The 17746-nt window shown below is 54.2% G+C and carries 17 protein-coding genes and 1 pseudogene; 4 read left to right on the top strand and 14 right to left on the bottom strand.

What is annotated here, in order from left to right; translation table 11 throughout:
- Positions 1-2: 2 nt before the first annotated feature.
- The 5 genes and pseudogenes from ACLHDD_RS11035 to ACLHDD_RS11015 form a co-directional block, all read right to left on the bottom strand.
- Positions 3-683 carry a fimbrial biogenesis chaperone gene (locus ACLHDD_RS11035; RefSeq protein WP_427104148.1) on the bottom strand — a complete coding sequence of 227 codons (681 nt, stop codon included), beginning with the start codon at positions 681-683 and terminating at the stop codon, positions 3-5.
- A 41-nt stretch (positions 684-724) separates the two neighbouring features.
- Entirely contained in the window at positions 725-1279 is a 555-nt protein-coding gene (locus tag ACLHDD_RS11030) for a fimbrial protein (protein WP_427104147.1), read from the bottom strand.
- Positions 1280-1735: 456 nt separating this feature from the next.
- Positions 1736-2206, bottom strand: coding sequence for a hypothetical protein (locus tag ACLHDD_RS11025; protein ID WP_427104146.1), 471 nt, complete (start codon positions 2204-2206; stop codon positions 1736-1738).
- A complete protein-coding gene (locus ACLHDD_RS11020; RefSeq protein ID WP_427105241.1) occupies positions 2199-2888 on the bottom strand; it encodes a hypothetical protein in 690 nt (229 codons plus the stop codon). Before ACLHDD_RS11020 ends, ACLHDD_RS11025 begins: the two co-directional genes overlap by 8 nt.
- Positions 2889-2936: 48 nt before the next feature.
- Positions 2937-3236, bottom strand: a pseudogene (locus tag ACLHDD_RS11015) (winged helix-turn-helix domain-containing protein); the annotation flags it as partial.
- A 326-nt stretch (positions 3237-3562) separates the two neighbouring features.
- Here ACLHDD_RS11015 and ACLHDD_RS11010 point away from each other — a divergent pair.
- Positions 3563-3877: a LuxR C-terminal-related transcriptional regulator gene (locus tag ACLHDD_RS11010; RefSeq protein WP_427104145.1), complete on the top strand. Its 315-nt coding sequence runs from the start codon at positions 3563-3565 to the stop codon at positions 3875-3877.
- Between the two features lie 50 nt (positions 3878-3927).
- Positions 3928-4236, top strand: coding sequence for a hypothetical protein (locus ACLHDD_RS11005; protein WP_427104144.1), 309 nt, complete (start codon positions 3928-3930; stop codon positions 4234-4236).
- A 215-nt stretch (positions 4237-4451) separates the two neighbouring features.
- On the opposite strand, the gene ACLHDD_RS11000 is transcribed toward ACLHDD_RS11005, so the two are convergent.
- From ACLHDD_RS11000 to ACLHDD_RS10965, 8 genes are read right to left on the bottom strand one after another with little or no spacing between them, the layout of a single operon-like run.
- Positions 4452-5414, bottom strand: a complete 963-nt coding sequence (locus tag ACLHDD_RS11000; protein ID WP_427104143.1) for a ribokinase — start codon at positions 5412-5414, stop codon at positions 4452-4454.
- Positions 5411-6307, bottom strand: a complete 897-nt coding sequence (gene alsK, locus ACLHDD_RS10995; RefSeq protein WP_427104142.1) for an allose kinase — start codon at positions 6305-6307, stop codon at positions 5411-5413. Before alsK ends, ACLHDD_RS11000 begins: the two co-directional genes overlap by 4 nt.
- Positions 6304-6996 (bottom strand): D-allulose 6-phosphate 3-epimerase, encoded by a 693-nt coding sequence (alsE, locus tag ACLHDD_RS10990; RefSeq protein ID WP_427105201.1) that lies wholly within the window; start codon positions 6994-6996, stop codon positions 6304-6306. The genes alsK and alsE overlap by 4 nt, the downstream gene beginning before the upstream one ends.
- Positions 6996-8045 carry an ABC transporter permease gene (locus ACLHDD_RS10985; protein ID WP_427105200.1) on the bottom strand — a complete coding sequence of 350 codons (1050 nt, stop codon included), beginning with the start codon at positions 8043-8045 and terminating at the stop codon, positions 6996-6998. Before ACLHDD_RS10985 ends, alsE begins: the two co-directional genes overlap by 1 nt.
- 15 nt (positions 8046-8060) lie before the next feature.
- On the bottom strand, positions 8061-9050 hold the full coding sequence (locus ACLHDD_RS10980; protein ID WP_313655385.1) for an ABC transporter permease: 990 nt from the start codon (positions 9048-9050) through the stop codon (positions 8061-8063).
- Positions 9043-10548: a sugar ABC transporter ATP-binding protein gene (locus ACLHDD_RS10975; RefSeq protein ID WP_427104141.1), complete on the bottom strand. Its 1506-nt coding sequence runs from the start codon at positions 10546-10548 to the stop codon at positions 9043-9045. The genes ACLHDD_RS10980 and ACLHDD_RS10975 overlap by 8 nt, the downstream gene beginning before the upstream one ends.
- Before the next feature lies 1 nt (position 10549).
- Complete coding sequence (locus ACLHDD_RS10970) at positions 10550-11533, bottom strand: substrate-binding domain-containing protein (protein WP_427104140.1); 984 nt, start codon at positions 11531-11533, stop codon at positions 10550-10552.
- A 12-nt stretch (positions 11534-11545) separates the two neighbouring features.
- On the bottom strand, positions 11546-12376 hold the full coding sequence (locus tag ACLHDD_RS10965; protein WP_427104139.1) for a DeoR/GlpR family DNA-binding transcription regulator: 831 nt from the start codon (positions 12374-12376) through the stop codon (positions 11546-11548).
- Between the two features lie 434 nt (positions 12377-12810).
- On the opposite strand from ACLHDD_RS10965, the gene ACLHDD_RS10960 reads away from it, so the two are divergent.
- Positions 12811-13962, top strand: coding sequence for an ABC transporter substrate-binding protein (locus ACLHDD_RS10960; protein WP_427104138.1), 1152 nt, complete (start codon positions 12811-12813; stop codon positions 13960-13962).
- Positions 13963-14027: 65 nt separating this feature from the next.
- Positions 14028-15992 carry a catecholate siderophore receptor CirA gene (gene cirA / locus ACLHDD_RS10955; RefSeq protein WP_427105199.1) on the top strand — a complete coding sequence of 655 codons (1965 nt, stop codon included), beginning with the start codon at positions 14028-14030 and terminating at the stop codon, positions 15990-15992.
- Between the two features lie 199 nt (positions 15993-16191).
- On the opposite strand, the gene oxlT is transcribed toward cirA, so the two are convergent.
- Entirely contained in the window at positions 16192-17490 is a 1299-nt protein-coding gene (oxlT, locus tag ACLHDD_RS10950; RefSeq protein ID WP_427104137.1) for an oxalate/formate MFS antiporter, read from the bottom strand.
- Between the last annotated feature and the right edge of the window lie 256 nt (positions 17491-17746).

Here is a 17746-nt window from a genome sequence, read left to right as displayed (position 1 = left end):
TTCTATTCTTTCTTTATTTTTGTCTTAACGACACCACCGTAGTCATTGATATATTCAATTCCGATGTCGCTGATATTTTTCTTCTGGGTGCTCAGGGTCATCTCGCCTTTTGCCGGCAGATTGCTCTGTGACACCGCTGTCTGGACATGATCAGCGTCTATTCTGGTGATAGCGATATTGAACGGCGTAGGGTTGATCAGTGTGATTGTGTCTCCCGACTGACGCCATGTGACTTTTCCCGCCTCATCTTCCAGCTTCATTTTTTTCATAAATGCCGGGCGGTAAAAGAGCTTGATGCTGGTTTTAATTGCAATCTGCAGCGTGTTCGCTGATTTATCTTTATCGGGTGCTGGCGGAATCGCTTTGACGTTAATTTTAAACAGGCTCTCCCGGTCAGTCGGTAACGCGGAGGAGGTGTCAACGACCCGCAGCAGATTCTCTTCACCCGGCCCCATACGAAATAGCGGGGGCGTCAATAAAAACTGATCGGTTGTTTTATCGTTTTTCGCCGGGTCGCTTATCCAGGACTGCACCAGAAACGGGGTTTCGCTGGCACTGTTTCTGACAAAGAGGGTCACATCTTTGCTGCCCTCATTAAAAACGACACGCGTCACGCCCAGACTGATGCTGGCCTGACAACCCCAGGTGAGGGTGGCAAAAATTAAGCCAATTAAAAAACGCATTGCAAATCTCCGAATCCAGGGGCTGGGCAGCCCCTGTGGGTTTAGTAATATTCTACGTTGACGGCCGCTTCGGCATAGACATCGCCCGGAACAATACCGGGAATAGGGTCGGCATCCTGAACAACGGTATCAGCAATCGTTCTGACCAGACCTGCCTGGAAATTAAAGGCATTTTCCCCGGCACGCATTTCATTGCTAAACGAATTACCGGTAAGGACCTCTTTATTCTGATTTGCAAGCACGACAGCTACGCCTTTAGCCCGTGAAGCACCCGTTAAACCGATATAATCTCCATCTGGCTGAGCAGCCTGGAAAGAAATTTTAATATTGTTTTTAGTCGCTTTACGGCAGTCCGTAAGTGAAATGGTAAATGGTTTCCAGCTATTAGGGTTGATAGCGCCGACGTTAGCGCCAAAATCCGCTGAACGCACTTCCGGCATATCGACTTCAAGGCGTCCGTTTGTGCCGATATTTACCAGGCAGGCGGCATCGTTGACCTTGCCTTTAAAGACGATAGTATTGTCGTCGGCATAGGCGGTATGGATGACCGTTGAAAGAAGTAATGCTGACAGACTCATGCTGAACTTTTTATTCATTTTTTATTCCTTTCGGTTTTTATTAAACACGCTTGTGAGCTGGCGTTTAAGCAGGTTGTTTTGCATGACATGGCATGACAACGCATCCTTTACCCATCTGTTTTGTTCAGAATGATGTTGATGCGGTTCAGAGATGTCTATGCAAACTTAGAAGCTGGCATGATATCGTTCGCCAGGGGCATTGCCAGGCTGCTAAGTTGCGATGAAATTTAAACAAAAATCGGGAGGGTGTCATATTAATTAAAATTTAGTTGTTTTTAATTTTAATTAAATGCAGCGTTTCTTTTAAACCGGCGGGCGAACTGGAAAACTCTTAAGCTCTCTAAGTGACTGTCTTGTAAGTGATTATGGAGTAGTTAAGAGAAGTAAAAAGTGCATCGGCATGGCATCTTTCGCACAGTGGGATGAGTGCAGGGCGCATTTCATCCCGCTGAAATTACGTTAATGGCGGAAGCGTCAGTGCCGTTGCGTACAGACATAATAAGGAATAAATTCACCGGAAAGCATTACCGATTTAATATTGATCCGGGAAATAAAAAGTTCAATCCTGCTTTTTGGCTGACGATAAAATGCCGGAAACCATGCATTCGACGTTTCAGGTGAAAGCTTATCATCTATAGAAGCGAGGACCTCGTCGGAAACCCAGGTATATCGGGATCCGACGTGATGACTGGTAAACACTACCGTCCGGTTAACATTCTCCCGAACGCCATCTGAGCGCGTCACAAAACCGTTCATTGCGAGCGTTCCGCTATTTTCATCGATGTTCAGTTTCGTTGAAAGACGCATAATACCGGCTTCTCTGTGAAAATTAACGTTCCCGGTGCAGGAAAAACCGGACGCGATGCCATATTTATACCAGAGGGTGAAAGCGGTCAGTGTGACGGCCAGACCGACGGTCAAAGTAAACAGGATCCTTTTAATCATAATTGTAACCAGTGTCGTTATAAATAAAATAGTTTGAGTAGCAGATATCATCTGAGAACAGAGAAATTTTTTCACGGCAGTTTATTGCTGAAACCTTGTTGCTATAGGGATAATTGGTCAGATAAAGCACCCTGGGTTCTTTACAAAAACGGCTGAGATAATCCACCAGTTTCAGTTTTTTGAAATCGTAGGCACGGTTATTCTGATAAACCTCGCAGGCTCCAAGTTTCCCGGTATGGACATAATTTCCAGGCGAAAGGGAATAGAAACTTATCAGTGAACAGGTGACGATGAGCAGGAGGCTGAGCAGTAAAACATAGCGCGGCCACGGGAACATTCCTGCGCGCTTATCAGGCCGCACCGTGCCGGACGAATGGTCTGATGGCCTGACAGAGGCTGAATAATTAATCGCAATCACTTTGGGCTGAGTCAGGCCCGGACTGCTGAATGTCTCACTGCTGTTTTTCATCTCAGATTTAGCCTTTGATTCTGTCTCATCGGCCTGACGGGGAGCAGGGCGGATTTCTTTGAACGTATCCTGGTCCTTCGATTCGCGTGAGGCGCTGCTGTTTTCCTGCTCAGCCATGTCATGCGGTGCTGAGAACAGAAAGCCCTCCGCTTCATCACTGTCCTGATCCTGCTCCTCCACCTGCATCGTTTCTTCTTCTTCAGGTGTATCCATCTGGATATAGGTCAGCGCAACAGAAACCTGCAGATTGAAGATAAAGCCACGCCGGTGAATGGTTTCGATAATACCACTGTCAAAATCCCCGGCCTGGTTCAGCATTTTTCGTAAATAGAAAATCGTGTTATGCAGCACATTCAGGGAGGCGGTCATGCCAAAGCGTTCCCAGCCAAATTTATAAAGCTCATCATGTGTAACCAGTTTGCCATGATTTTCAAGCAGTAATAACAGGCAAAAGGCGGCGGATGCCCTCAATTTGACTTTATTGTCATTGTCCAGCCTGACCAGACATTTTTCAGAAAGGATAAATTTGACGTTATCGCCAATAATGTAAATGCGTTTCATTTTTATTAAAGCCCTGGCAGGTGATTAAAACAACGCTCTGTAAAAGGCGTTTTAGTTATCGTTATCGCTGTCACTGTATGTCTAAGAAAATTCTTAACCATTATTTATAATCCATCCGAATGAAAAAAGTAAATATTTTGAGAAATCTACCCGGCCTTATGCTCTGGCCTTCCCGAAAGCAATAGGCGGCCGCGTGTAAATTAAGAACTTAAGCCACTGAATGCAAAGAGATTTTCATGGGTTATTAAAGTAAATAAAATTTAAGATGCTCTGCAGTCAGATTTTCTTAAGATGGGTTTACTTTTTTATAAGAATGACTAAAACCCATGCAACCAGAAAGGTTTTTACCTGAAAGAGCAGAGCAGAATACAATGCGCGTTATTAACACCGCCGGAATTGAAATTCGTTTAAAAAGCCAGGAGGTCTGTATCATCTGGTTTCTTATGACCGGCATGAAACCCAGAGATATCTCGCTTTTCATGCAGATAACCGAGCAGAATGTCAGTTATTACAAAAGAAAAACCATGAAAAAGTTGCAAGTGAAAAACAACTTTGAATTTTTTTCATGGTTTCGGTGTAACAGAAGTGTGTTTAACAGCGAGAAGGCTGAGTCTTATATATTAAAACGCAGTGAATTCTGACAGCATTGATAATTACCGTTATAAATTAATGGGCTTCGAGGGGGCGTAAGATGAGTGAATCTTTTAGTGATGCAGAGAAGAAAATTATCAGTGAGACGATTACGTTCTATGTTGAGAAACTGATCAACGACACTGTTGAGCTTATTCATCAGACCGAACGTGAGGCGGATAAGCGGTTCAGTGAAGCCGGCATTCAGTTTGACCTCTGTTCTCCGGCGAACAGTGATTACCTCACGGCAGTACTGCTCGAGAATCTGTTTGACCGTCTGCACAAAGGCGACCCTGAAACAGCCAGGCTCATTCTGACCATGAACGGTAAGCGTGTGGGCGTCTATAAAGATGAGGAGATAGATTCCTGAAAGGAAGAAGGCGTGTGATGCCCTGTGCCACGCCCTATTCACGCACGCCGGGGCCTGGTGCACCGCGCTGAGAAATCCACCTCAGCATAGCGCGGTCGCTCAGATGCCCTGATGCAGTGCTGACAGGCAATCGCACTCAGCAGATTGCCCTGCTGAACGTTACCGTAAAGCAGGGCATGCTCAGATGACATCGCCGCAGACGCGGGCATTCTGCCTCAGGCGGTGAGACTCTCAATCGGCTCGACGATGCATTCCGGATGCGCCTGCAGCCGTGCCAGCGCCTCGGCATAGGAGGGCATAGAGTCGGCCGCGCCAGCGCGCTCGACACAGAGTGAGGCGAACGCCGCAGCAAAGCGCGCTGCCTGCGGCAGGTCGTCACCGGAAGCGAGCCGGGCGGCGAGCGCGCCGTTAAATGCGTCACCCGCGCCTGTGGTGTCGCGCGGCTGCGCCGGAAAGAGCGGAATGCGTTGCTGCTCGTCAGGCGTGGAAAGCAGGGCGCCCGCGATGCCCAGTGTGATGATCACCTGACGCGCCCCTTTCCGATGCAGCACCGCGGCGGCGCGGCGTGCGCTGTCGAAATCGGTGACGGTTACGCCGCTGAGCTGAGTCGCTTCGGTACTGTTAGGCGTCAGCAGATCGACCTTTGCCAGCAGTGCATCACTGACTTTCTGCCACGGTGCCGGATTGAGGATTACGAAGGTGCCGCTGGCACGGGCGTTATCGATCATACGCTGGATGGCGCTGAGGTTATTTTCCAGCTGCACCAGCAGGATATCTGCGGCGGCGACCGTCGGCTGACAGCGCGTCACCTCTGCGGCAGTCACAGTGGTATTGGCACCGGGATAGACCGAAATCATATTTTCCGCATCATCACCTGCGACGTAAATCAGCGCGTTGCCGGTGGGCTTCTCCTTGCAGGTAAACAGCGTAATAGCGTCAAAGCCAGTTTTTTCCAGATGACGACGTGCAAAGAGGCCGAAATCGTCGTTACCCACTTTGCCAATGTAGTGTACCCGCGCGCCCGCGCGCAGCGCCGCCGTGGCCTGATTCGCGCCTTTACCGCCCGCGCCCATCATGCTGTGATGCGCCGTCAGCGACTCACCCGGTAGCGGAAAGCGACGCATTACAGCCACAACATCGAGGTTAAAAGAGCCGAAAACACACACTTTTCCTTTCATCCTGCGCTCCTGAACAGGCGTTCGGCGGCGAGACAGGCACCGCGACAGCCCGTGTAGTCGGTTGAGTGGCTGAAAATAATCTTCAGGTTTTCGCGTGTGACCGGTGGCCGCAGATGCTGCTGGATCTGGCTGCGCAGCAGGGCCAGTGGAAAATCCGCCATCGCCAGCACGCCGCCGCCGAGGATCAGATATTCCGGGTCGAGTATATTCATCTCGGTGGCAATCAGCTGCGCCAGCCGTCGCACAAACGCCTGAAGTTCCGGCTGCTCCCCATGACGGGTAAACAGCGCGGCGATAGGCGTGTCAGCGGCGTTCAGGGCAGCCCAGTGACTCAGCCAGTGGCCCGAGGTCAGGGTTTCCGCACAGCCGCGATTACCACACGGGCAGGGAAGATCGTTTCCTGCGACCGGGATATGACCCAGTTCGCCTGCACCGCCATGCTCGCCGTGATAAAAGTGACCATTCAGCCACAGGCTGTTGCCCATCCCGGTGCCGGGGTAGAGGCCCACGGCGTTATCCGGCAGCTGCTCCAGCTGCAACAGGTCCCACAGCATCAGATGGTTCACATCTTTGTCCATCGCCACCGGCACGCCGAGCTGCGCCGTCAGACGCGCCGCTACAGGCTGATGATCCAGCGCCTGAATAAAGGGCAGCGAGATCACCTGTTTACGATCGCGGCTGAGGATGCCGGGCAGCCCCAGCATGATGCCGCTGACCGGCTGCTGCTCCAGTGTTTCGTCAATCAGCTGTGCCAGCGCCTGCAGCGCATCGGGATGCTGCGCCCAGCTGGCGGTAGGCACCTTGCGAAAGCTGCTCCAGACGCCTCCCTCTTCCATCAGCTGCAGCCGGGTACCGGTGCCGCCGATATCGATACCGAGCCAGCGTGATCTCATGCGGACACCTGCGTCAGCCCCTGGGCCTCATCAATGCTGTCGCGCATCATCTCCCACGCGGTGGCTAAGTCGTCATGAATGTTGAACAGACCGGAGGTGCCAACAATCAGCACTTCCGCGCCCGCACCGATCAGCTGGTGATAGGTGCGGGTGTTGCAGGAGCCGTCAATCTCGATCAGGTAGTGATAGCCGTGCTGTTCCTTCAGCGCTTTCAGCTCACGCACCTTTTCCACCATCTCCGGAATAAAAGGCTGCCCAGCGTAGCCGGGATCGACCGTCATCACGGTGATCTTATCGAGCAGATGGATATAGTGCTGGATGTAGGAAACCGGGGTGGCCGGATTCAGTACCACGCCCACCTTTTTACCAAAGCTGCGGATCAGATTGATGACGCGAAACGCATCACGGTTGATGGTCTCCGCGTGCGGACAGATATAGTCCGCGCCCGCTCTGGCGACCGCCTCGATAAAATTGGTGGGCTCTTCCACCATCAGATGCACGTCGATCGCCACGCGGGTAAAGGGACGGATCTGCTCAATAAAGAAAGGAGAGAGCGTGATGTTCTTAACGTAGTGACCATCCATGATATCCACATGAAGAAAGTCAGCGCGCGAATCGAGAACCTGCAGCTGGTGCTTGATCTCCATCAGGTTCATACACATCAGTGACGGGGAGATTTGAGTACGCATCATACTTCCTTCTTTTCAGGCAGAGGATTAAGCACCGCGGCCAGCCTGCTGAGCTTTACGGCACGGTGTTCGTTGAATCGGGTTTTGAATTGTTTGAAAGCGAGCACCACAATCAGCACCGCGCCCCACATGGCCAGACTGACGTGCTGGCTGATGTTCATCAGATTGAAACCGGTAGAGAGCACCTGCAGCGCAATCAGCGCCAGCACCACGCCGGTTACACGACCAAAGCCCCCGTTGGGATCGGTGCCGCCGAGAATAATGGCCAGCACGGTCAGCAGCAGATAGGCGTCGCCGTAGCCCATACGGGCGGAGTTGAAGCGCGCCATCATAATCAGCCCGGCCAGTACGCAGAGCAGGCTGGAGATCACATAGACCAGCATCACCATGCGATGGGTATTGATCCCACTGAACCAGGTGGCGTTGATGTTGCTGCCGCCCATATAGATGCATTTACCGGCGCGGGTTTTACCGAGGAACAGCGCCAGCAGCGCCGCGGCAACCAGAAACACCCAGAGCGGCAGCGGCATACCCAGCAGCGTGTCGGCACCCAGCGCCTGCACCACTGGCGGCATACCGCTGACGGCCGCGCCGTGGGTCAGCCAGATTCCGATGCCGTTCAGGGTCATCATCGTTGCCAGCGTCACCAGAATCGGGTGTGCGCCGATCCGCGTTACCATCAGCCCGGTTACCACACCAATGGCAGCCGCGATCAGCATGGCGCCCAGGATGGCAATAAACAGCCACAGCAGCTGCAGCGCCATTCCGGCATCGGCGGGCAGGGCGCTCATCAGCGTCCAGGCGATAAACAGCGCCGTAAGGTTAGCGGTCGCGATAATCGCAAGGTTCAGGCCGCCGCTGAGGATGGCGATAAACATTGCCAGCGTCAGTAAACCGAGTTCCGGCAGCTGAAACGCCATACTCATAAAGGTGGAGTCGGTCAGGAAGCGACCCGGCAGCATGACCGTAAAGGTGGCAAGCGCCAGTGCAATCAGCAGCATCAGGCCAATGTTGGTTCCATCGGGTCGCAGTGCAGTCAGTGATTTCATCATCAGTGCCCTCGGTCACACGAAACTGACGTCAGTTTCTTTGCGTTTTTTGTAGTGGGTCACGGCGATCGCAATCATGATGACGCCGCCTACCACGATGTTCATGAAGTAGTTCGAGACGCCGACCAGGTTGAGGCCGTTCTTCAGGATGGCGATCAGGAAGACCCCCATCAGCGTGCCGCTCACCGTGCCTTTGCCACCCATCAGGCTGGCACCGCCCAGCACCGTGGCGGCCAGCACGTCCAGTTCGCCGCCAACCAGCGCGTTGGGCACCACCTCGCCCATGCGATAAACCTGTACCAGCCCGCCAATCGCCGCCATCGCGCCCAGCCAGCCGTAAGCGAATACGTGAATCAGGCCGACGCGGATACCAATACGGCGGGCCGACTCCGCATCCCCGCCAACGGCGTAGAGCTGGCGTCCAAGGTTGGTTTTATTCAGCAGCAGCGCGGTGACAGCGGCAATCAGCAGCATGGTGACCAGCGGCAGTCCGATCTGAAAACTGTCACCGTGCCAGCTGAACGGCAGTACGTTTCGCAGCGTGATCCACCACTCCGGCAGCGAGTAGAGGCTGCGGCCGCCGGTGACCCACATCAGCAGCCCGAACAGCAGCGACTGCATGCTGATGGTGATGATGATGGAGACTACCCGCAGCGTGGTGATCAGCAGTGCATTGATGACCCCGAACAGCGTGCCGCACATCACGGCCAGCAGAATGCTGAGCAGCGCATTGTCGAACTGGAACTGCACAAACAGCGACGCCAGCAGGTACTGCACCACCGAGGCGACGGCCGCAAACGAGATATCAATCCCGCCGGTGACCAGCACCACAAACAGGCCCAGCGCGAAGATGCCGGTGACGGCGTAGCTTTCGGCCAGATCCAGCAGATTCTGCATGGTAAGAAACTGGTCGCTGGCGACCGAGAAAAACAGAATGAACGCCAGCAGCACCCAGGCGAGCCAGCCCTGACTGGAGTGCGGACGGAAACGGGAAAAGTCAGGCATTGATCACCTCCGCCAGCTGCTGCTGTTCGACGCTATCGGGTTGGTATTCGGCATGGATCGTGCCATCGCGGAAGTGCAGGATCCGGTCGCAGTTGTACCAGACCTCCGGCACCTCATCGGAGATCAGGATGATCGACAGCCCCTCTTTCGCCAGCTCGTGGATCAGCTGATAGATGCTGGCTTTGGCACCCACGTCGACGCCGACGGTGGGGGAGTCCAGGATCAGAATGCGCGGCTGGGTCAGCACCCATTTCGCCAGTACAATTTTCTGCTGGTTGCCGCCAGAGAGGGTGGAGATGGCGAGATTGGGATCGGCGACGCGCACGCCAAGCTGCTGGATCCACTGCAGGATCAGCTTGTTTTTGCGGTACTCATCGATCAGGTGAAAGCGGTTCTGCAGCTTGTCGAGGATCGGCAGCACCATGTTGTCCGCCACCGACTGCTGCTGCACCAGGCCCAGCGTCAGTCGATCTTCGGAGACGTAGCCGATGCCCGCCTTGATCGCATCCTCATGGCCGCGAAAACGCACAGGCTTGCTGTCGAGCCAGATCTTACCGCTGTCGGGACGGGTCATGCCGAACAGCGACAGCGCCAGCTCCGTGCGGCCGGAACCGAGCAGGCCGCAAAGTCCCAGCACTTCGCCTTCATAGAGTTTGAAATTAACGTCGTGATACTGCCCGGCGCGGGTTAACGATTCGATCTCCAGAATGGCGCGATCGCCGTTGCGCGTTGGTGCTTTCAGCTGATAGTCGAGTTTCAGGCCGGTCATCAGTTCCGTCAGATGGTGCGGTGTCATCTCCCGGGCAGGCCAGCAGCCCATCTTACGTCCGTCGCGGATCACCGTGACGCGGTCGGAGATCTCCAGCACCTCATCCAGCCGGTGGCTGACAAACACCACGCAGATGTTTTTGTCCTTCAGGTAGCGCACGGTACGCAGCAGCTGATTGACCTCGGTGCGGGTCAGCGAGGCGGTCGGCTCATCCATAATCACCAGCCGCGCATCGGCGACCAGCGCACGGCAGATCGCCACCTGCTGACGCTGCGCGATAGAGAGCGCCGCGACCTTCTCATCCAGATCGAGGTCAAACTTCAGCTCGGTAATAATATTACGCGCGCTCTCCCGCAGGCGGGCGCGGTGGTGCCAGCGCAGCAGGCCGTTGAGGTTATGCTCAAAGGCGATGTTCTCTGCCACGCTGAGGTTGGGGAACAGCGACAGATCCTGATAAATTACCTGGATACCGAAGTCGCGCGCCTGCCGGGTGGTGAGGCGCGGCAGCGTCGGGCCGTCGCCCAGGGTGATGCGGCTGCCGTTGTCCGGGGCGTGCACCCCGGAGATAACTTTGATCAGAGTGCTCTTGCCACAGCCGTTGGTACCAGCGAGACAGTGCACTTCGCCTGCCAGCAGGGTCAGGGAGATATCGCTCAGCGCGCGGTTACCACCAAATGTTTTCGACAGATTCTCGAGCGCAATCAGTGTCTGTGGAATGACCTCTTGCATATCAGAGCCCCATTTTGACCAGTTTCGGCAGGTTGTCTTTGTCCAGACTTTCGGTGCTGTTGCCCAGAATGGTGTGGGTGGCTTCATCCACTTTGACTTTGCCCAGTCCCTCAATCGTCATGCCGTCGGTGATTGGCTCTTTCTTCTGCATCATGTCGGCGATGCGGACAAAGACTTCGCCGGCAGTCTGCGGGTTCCAGATGTAGCCGCCTTTGATGGCGTTACGCTGCACCAGCGAGGCACCCTGGCCCGGACTGAAAGAGCCAATGACGCAGACCTGGTCGATTTTTTTACGGTTCATGACCGCACGTCCGGCGCCGATAGGGCCCTGTGACCCAAACGCCAGGATCCCTTTCAGGTCGGGATATTTGGACATCAGCTCATTGGTGGTACGGATGGAGTCATCCAGCGATTCGCCGACGCCAAATTTGTCGGTGACCAGCTGCATTTTGGGATAATGTTCTTTCTGATAAGTCAGTGCGGCGTCGGTCCACTGCTGATGCAGCGGCACCGTCAGGCTGCCGACGTACATGGCATATTTGCCTTCGTCGTGCATACAGTTCGCCAGGGCTTTCATGTGGTTGATGCCGTGCGTGGTCGCATCGACCAGTTCGAAGTCCCAGTTGGCGCCCTGCTGGCCGGGTGACTCATGCGTAATCACTTCGATACCCGCGTCACGCGCCCGTTTCAGCACCGGCTCCAGCACTTTCGGGTCGTTAGGCACGACGCCGATGATATCGACCTTTTGCGCAATCAGATCTTCAATGGCACGCACCTGAAGCGCCGGGTCAGCGGCGGTGGGCCCCACCATCCACGCATCGATACCACGTTTGGCGGCTTCGCTTTTAATGCCCGCTTCCATGGCATTAAACCAGGGAATACCGCCTATCTTGACCACAATACCCATACGTAATTTATCGGCGGCCTGCGCACCAGAGGCGGCAAACAGGGCAAGCAGAGAACAGGCGATAAGATGTTTTTTCATACAGACTCCTGGTTAATTTTTAATTAGCTGCATGGATTGATAACGCTGAGCACAGACAATGACGTTGACACCATTCCATGCCAGTTCCTGCTCAAGCTCTTTATCTTTTAATTGGTCGGTAATAAGAAAATCGACATCACGGTAATGACAGATTCGGGCAAAAGAGGGACGCAGAAATTTACTGCCATCCATTAACAGATGTTTTCTTTCTGCGGCCAGCAGCATCTGTTGTTTCAGGTGCGCATTATTCTCATTGCCTTCGCGTAAATATCCGTCGTTACCCAGACTGCTACAGGAAAAAAATATTTTATTAATCTGAAATTCGCGCAGCGGCTGTTCAGCCACCACGCCGTGAAAATCTTCATCGCGATCGGAATATTCTCCACCCAGACAGATTGTGCGGATACTGCCGCGTGCTGCCAGCGTCTGCACGATGCGCAGCGAATTGGTTAATACCGTTAATTCAATGTCCGGCAGCTGTCGCGCCAGATACCAGCAGGTGGTGCTGCTGTCCAGCAGGATGCAGTCGCCGGGGCTGATAAAGTCGAGCGCACGCTTGGCGATGATCATTTTTTCATCAGCGTGCTCATTAATACGCTGCCGGAATGATAATTCGTTCTCTTTAGCGATTCTGTTATTTCCCGCCGTGCCGGTGCTCTGTTTTTTTATCAAAACCGCACCGCCGTGGCTGCGCTGTAATAAACCGCGCTTTTCCAGCAGGCTTAAATCCCGGCGAATAGTTTCCTGTGAAACCTGACACAGCGTAACCAGTTCTGAGACAATTACCCGGCCATTAATATTAATCTCATTAATTATTCTTTGCTGTCTTTCAATCGGCAACATACCTTTCCTCCGATGGAGATAAATTACTGGAAGCGAACACGGGAAAATGTGGACTGGGCAGGAGTCCACGCGGGCAAATAATGACACCCCTTATTAAGTGATGAAGCCGAAATAAATCATGCAAAGCCATGCAGTTAATTGCATTTAATAGTGACGTGTCTCACGTATTTCCGCTCTGCGGGCCGGTGAAAAGAGAATAAGGGACAGACAGATTACACCGCTATTGCCGGAATAACATGACTGTTTATGACCGTTTGTGTGGTTTTGACCGTTTCAGCTCAGGCTTTCACGTTTTCAGGCGGCAGACGACGCACATCAGAAATCGGGAGAGGGTAACATTGGGTGCTGCTCCAAATGTAAATCGAATTGATAATAGTTATCGTTTATTTTATTGTTTGCGCTTCTTCAGGGAAACGTAAAGGAATCGGAAGAAGATGACGACATATCAGAAAACAGGCAAAACGTTTCTGAGCAGACAACTGGCTGCCGGCTTAGTCGGTGTCACGCTGGGTTTGCTCAGCCTTGCGGCGCAGGCGGTTACCGTGACAGACGTGGCGGGGCGCACTGTTACGGTGCCGGACGACATTCAGCGCGTGGTGCTCGGTGAAGGGCGGCTCTTCTTCGCGCTTTCGCTGCTGGAAGGGCAGAAACCTTTCGACCGTATCGTTGGCTGGCAGGGCGATTTCCGCAAGCTGGACCCGCAGACCTACGCCACGTATCGGGCGAAGTTTCCGCAAATCGACAATATTCCGTTGATTGGCACCACCAGCGCCGACACGATCAGCCCGGAAAATGTGCTGAAGCTTAATCCGCAGCTGGCAATTTTTGGCTTATCAGGTCATGGGCCGGGCCGCGAAAGCGAGCTGGTAAAGCAACTGCAGAAGGCGGGCGTGCCAGTGGTGTTTGTCGATTTCCGCACCTCACCGCTGAAAAACACACTGCCGAGTATGGCACTGCTGGGCAAGGTGCTGAACCGCGAGAAGCAGGCACAGGACTATATCCGTTTCTATCAGGAGAACATCAGACGCGTCACCGATATCACGCAGACGATCCCGCAACAGGAAAAACCCACCGTCTTTATCGAGCTGCGCGCCTCTACGGCTGATGAGTGCTGCCGCTCGGCTGGCAAGGGCAACATGGGTGATTTTATCGATCTGGCGGGCGGGGTGAATATCGCCAGACCCCTGCTGCCGGGCCCGCTGGGTCAGGTGAATCTGGAAAAGGTTATCGCTGCGCAGCCGGATGTCTATCTGGTCAGCGGCGGAGCCCGACCGCCAGAAGCGGGCGAGCCGCAACCCACCAGTTTAGTGCTGGGTGCGCAGACTACGCCTGCGCACGCAAGTGCCAGCCTGAAGCCACTGCTGGCGCGTAAAGGCATCAGCACGCTGAAAGCGGTGGAAGCGGGCCGCAGTTTCGGCATCTGGCATAACTACTACAACTCCCCCTACAACGTGCTGGCCGTTCAGCTGTTCGCCAAAGCGTTTTATCCGCAGAAGTTTGCCGATCTCGATCCACAGCAGACACAAAAACAACTCTATAAACAGTTCCTCGCGGTCGAACCGACCGGCACTTACTGGACAGAGTAAAAGGGACGCTGCCCCGGACCGACGGGGCTTTTTACCTCATGGAGACAACAAGCGTGAAAATTTCTATGACACCGGCAGTGAAAGCCGGGCTGTTTGCACAACTGATTGCTGCCGCGATGCCGGTGATGGCGGAAGACGCCCGCGAAGGGAACGACAGTGATGAGCAGATGGTGGTGACAGCGTCTGCCATCGAACAGAACCTGAAGGATGCGCCTGCCAGTATCAGCGTGATTACCCGCGACGATCTGCAGAAAAAACCGGTACAGAACCTGAAAGAGGTGCTGAAAGAAGTGCCTGGCGTGCAGTTGACAAATGAAGGTGACAATCGCCAGGGCGTCAGCCTCCGCGGGCTGGGCAGCAGCTATACGCTGATCCTGGTCGATGGCAAACGCGTCAACTCCCGCAACGCCGTCTTCCGCCACAACGACTTCGACCTGAGCTGGATCCCCGCCGAAGCGATCGAACGCATCGAAGTGGTGCGCGGGCCGATGTCCTCCTTATATGGCTCCGACGCACTGGGTGGCGTGGTCAACATCATTACCCGTAAAGTGGGCACGCAATGGCACGGCACGCTGAGCGCCGACACCACCGTTCAGGCGCACCGCGATCGCGGCGACAGCGGCAACGGAAACTTCTTTACCAGCGGGCCGCTGGTAAAGGATATTCTGGGCGTGAAAGTGTATGGCGCGTTGGGTAAACGCAACAAAGACCACGCCCGTTCCGCCAGCGGCAGTAATAGCACGGATCAGCCGCGTATCGAAGGATCCACCTCGCGCAACGCGAACGTCGAGTTCTCACTGACGCCGGACAAGGATCAGGACATCACTTTCGGCTACGGAAAAGATCGTCAGGATCGGGACTCCGACTCGCTGGATAAAAACCGTCTCGAACGCGAAAACTACTCGCTTGGCCATACGGGCCACTGGGGCGGGACGAATACCGAACTGCGTTTCTACGGTGAGAACATCAAAAATAAAAATGCGAAAACCATTACCTCAAAAAACAACTCACTCGACGGCAAAGTGGTTATTCCGCTGGGCGAATATACTCAGTTCCTGACGTTCGGCGGCGAATACCGCAACGATAAGCTGGAAGACGCCGTAAACATGAAAAACGGCGGCAGCACCCAGGCGAATCAGTATGCGCTTTTCCTGGAAGATGAGTGGCACATCCTGGAAAATCTGGCGCTGACCGGCGGCGTGCGCATGGACGATCACGAAAACTATGGCGTCAACTGGAGCCCGCGTGCGTATCTGGTTTATGACGCGACGGACAGCATCACCATGAAAGGGGGCTGGGCATCTGCATTTAAAGCGCCGTCGCTGCTTCAGCTCAGCCCGGACTGGCAGAGTGCCTCCTGTCGCGGCAGCTGCAATGTCGTCGGCAGTAAAGATCTGAAAGCGGAAACCAGCGAAAGTCTGGAGTTTGGCCTCTATTACACCGGTCAGAAAGGACCGTTTGAGGGCGTCACCGCCAGCGCGACGGTGTTCCAGAACGACATCGACGACATGATCACGGTTATCCGTACCGCCAACCGCGGTCTGGCACCGACCTATCAGAACTTTGCCGGCTTCGATGCCAGCGGCAATCCGGTGTTCCGTTATTACAACGTGAACAAAGCGCGCATCCGCGGGCTGGAAACGGAACTGGGTCTGCCGTTCAGCGACACACTGAATCTGAAGCTGAACTACACCTATAATGACGCCCGCGACCTGAGTAATGGCGGTAACAAACCGTTGTCCGAACTGCCGTTCCACACCAGCAACGCCACGCTCGACTGGACACCGCTGGTGGACTGGAGCTTCTATCTTTCCGCGAACTACAAAGGTAAAAGCCGCACCGTCACCAACGGCAACGCTACGCCAGGGGGGTACACGATCTGGAATGCGGGCGGATCATATCAGGTAAATAAAGCGGTGAAGATCCGGGCTGGGGTGCTGAACCTGACCGATAAAGATCTCAACCGCGACGACTACAGCTACAACGAAGATGGCCGCCGGTATTTTGCGGCGGTGGATTACAGCTTCTAGCGTTAAGTGCTCAGCCGGGACGTCGGGTCCCGGCTGGCTCCTTCCTGTTTACGTTGCCCATGCCATTCAGGCCAGACTTACCGGCGCAGGCCATCACTCAATGCGGCTGATGCTATCCACTTCACCAGACAATCATCTGGCATCCTTATCAGCCCGTCAATCCCCAGCCTGGGCTGACAGCGTCATCTGAGCTTCCCTGTCAGGCCAGATCGCTCGTGCTATGAGGACGGTATTCAGGCTTCTGCTGCGCACGCATAAACCGTGCCCGCCAGGGCTTGAGAACCCATAACGCCAGCCCGGCAGTGATAAAGTCGAAAGTAATCGCGCAGCCAAAGACCAGATGCCAGTTGTGAGTATGCTGATACATCAGCGCCGCCAGCGGACCGCCAAAGATTGCGCCAATACCCTGAGAGATATAGAGCCAGCCATAATTGGCTGAGGCATTTTCGCTGCCGAAGGTGTCGGTGAGTGTGGAGGGGAAAAGCGAGAAGATCTCACCCCAGCCGAAGAAAACGACGCCTGAGAGCAGGACGAACAGCAGCGGATCTTCGCGGCATGCCAGCCACAGCGTCATCGCCACGCCTTCCAGCGCGAAAGCAATAAACATGGTGTTTTCGCGGCCGTAGCGGTCGGAGATAAAACCAAACAGCGGGCGCGTTAAGCCGTTGGTAAAACGATCAATGGTCAGTGCCAGAGGCAGCGCGGCCATACCGAAAACGACGGCCTTGCTGATGCCAAAGTCTTCAGCAAAAATCGCCATCTGCGATGTCACCATCAGTCCCGAGGTCGACATCATCGTCATCATCATGAACATCAGCCAGAACAGCGGCTGGCGCAGCATTTCCCCGGATTTAAACTGGCGCAGGCCCACTACGGGTGCGTCTTTTCTGCTGACCGGTGTCATGCTGGTTTCGGGCAGCCTCAAATTCTGGCTGGCGAGAAAACCCACGGCGGCGAAGATCAGGCCAAAGACTGTCATGGTCTGTTCAAGGCCGTAGGTGTTAAGGGAGATGGAAATGGGAAAGGTGGTAAAAATCGCGCCCATCCCGTAGCCCGCCGCCACGGTTCCGGCGGCAAAACCGCGTTGCTGAGGAAACCACTTCATCACCAGACCGACCACGCCAATATAAACGATCCCCGTACCCAGCCCGCCGAGACAGCCATAGACCAGATAGAGGGAGGCCAGGCTATTAACGTGGGCAGCGATCACCCAGCTGAAGCCAGCCATCAGCGTACCGATTGAGATCAGCAGACGCGGGCCAAAACGCTCGACCAGCCGGCCCTGAAAAGGGGAAAAAAAGGTCTGCAGAATAATCAGCAGCGAGAAGGTTACCTGTAGTTCCGCCAGCCCCACGCCAAGTTTAGCTATCATCGGTTTGGTCAGCAGCGTCCAGACATACTGCGGGCTGGAAATCGCCGTCATGCAAAGTAAGCCCAGCAAGAGCTGCACCCATTTACTGTGTTTCGCTATTACCATCGGTTCGCTAATTGAGGTCATTGCACTTTCTCCAGAATTACTTATGCAGCCAGATTCAGCCTGCTCTGTTTAAAATTGCGGGTGTCGTATACATCCAGACGATTAAGAGCTGGTGCCTGATGTTTGAAATCGTTGACTTACAGAGCTACGTAATTGAGAAGATTGCAGGAACTGTGCCAATAGCGAAGTTGTTTAAAATCAATGGGTAAAAGAAAGTTCGAAGTGATAAGTGTGATGCAGTGCAAAATATCAGTGCGCTGGGTTGGTGCGGGGGAAG

Source organism: Pantoea sp. NSTU24, from assembly GCF_050157905.1.
Taxonomy (GTDB): domain Bacteria; phylum Pseudomonadota; class Gammaproteobacteria; order Enterobacterales; family Enterobacteriaceae; genus Pantoea.
The sequence above is the reverse complement of the archived record's forward strand: the minus strand, read 5'-3'. Positions and strand labels throughout refer to the sequence as shown.

Coding starts and splice junctions, on each gene's coding strand:
- ACLHDD_RS11035 (WP_427104148.1), bottom strand. CDS start 683: ATGCGTTTTTTAATTGGCTTAATTTTTGCCACCCTCACCTGGGGTTGT.
- ACLHDD_RS11030 (WP_427104147.1), bottom strand. CDS start 1,279: ATGAATAAAAAGTTCAGCATGAGTCTGTCAGCATTACTTCTTTCAACG.
- ACLHDD_RS11025 (WP_427104146.1), bottom strand. CDS start 2,206: ATGATTAAAAGGATCCTGTTTACTTTGACCGTCGGTCTGGCCGTCACA.
- ACLHDD_RS11020 (WP_427105241.1), bottom strand. CDS start 2,888: ATGGATACACCTGAAGAAGAAGAAACGATGCAGGTGGAGGAGCAGGAT.
- ACLHDD_RS11010 (WP_427104145.1), top strand. CDS start 3,563: ATGCAACCAGAAAGGTTTTTACCTGAAAGAGCAGAGCAGAATACAATG.
- ACLHDD_RS11005 (WP_427104144.1), top strand. CDS start 3,928: ATGAGTGAATCTTTTAGTGATGCAGAGAAGAAAATTATCAGTGAGACG.
- ACLHDD_RS11000 (WP_427104143.1), bottom strand. CDS start 5,414: ATGAAAGGAAAAGTGTGTGTTTTCGGCTCTTTTAACCTCGATGTTGTG.
- alsK (WP_427104142.1), bottom strand. CDS start 6,307: ATGAGATCACGCTGGCTCGGTATCGATATCGGCGGCACCGGTACCCGG.
- alsE (WP_427105201.1), bottom strand. CDS start 6,996: ATGCGTACTCAAATCTCCCCGTCACTGATGTGTATGAACCTGATGGAG.
- ACLHDD_RS10985 (WP_427105200.1), bottom strand. CDS start 8,045: ATGAAATCACTGACTGCACTGCGACCCGATGGAACCAACATTGGCCTG.
- ACLHDD_RS10980 (WP_313655385.1), bottom strand. CDS start 9,050: ATGCCTGACTTTTCCCGTTTCCGTCCGCACTCCAGTCAGGGCTGGCTC.
- ACLHDD_RS10975 (WP_427104141.1), bottom strand. CDS start 10,548: ATGCAAGAGGTCATTCCACAGACACTGATTGCGCTCGAGAATCTGTCG.
- ACLHDD_RS10970 (WP_427104140.1), bottom strand. CDS start 11,533: ATGAAAAAACATCTTATCGCCTGTTCTCTGCTTGCCCTGTTTGCCGCC.
- ACLHDD_RS10965 (WP_427104139.1), bottom strand. CDS start 12,376: ATGTTGCCGATTGAAAGACAGCAAAGAATAATTAATGAGATTAATATT.
- ACLHDD_RS10960 (WP_427104138.1), top strand. CDS start 12,811: ATGACGACATATCAGAAAACAGGCAAAACGTTTCTGAGCAGACAACTG.
- cirA (WP_427105199.1), top strand. CDS start 14,028: ATGACACCGGCAGTGAAAGCCGGGCTGTTTGCACAACTGATTGCTGCC.
- oxlT (WP_427104137.1), bottom strand. CDS start 17,490: ATGACCTCAATTAGCGAACCGATGGTAATAGCGAAACACAGTAAATGG.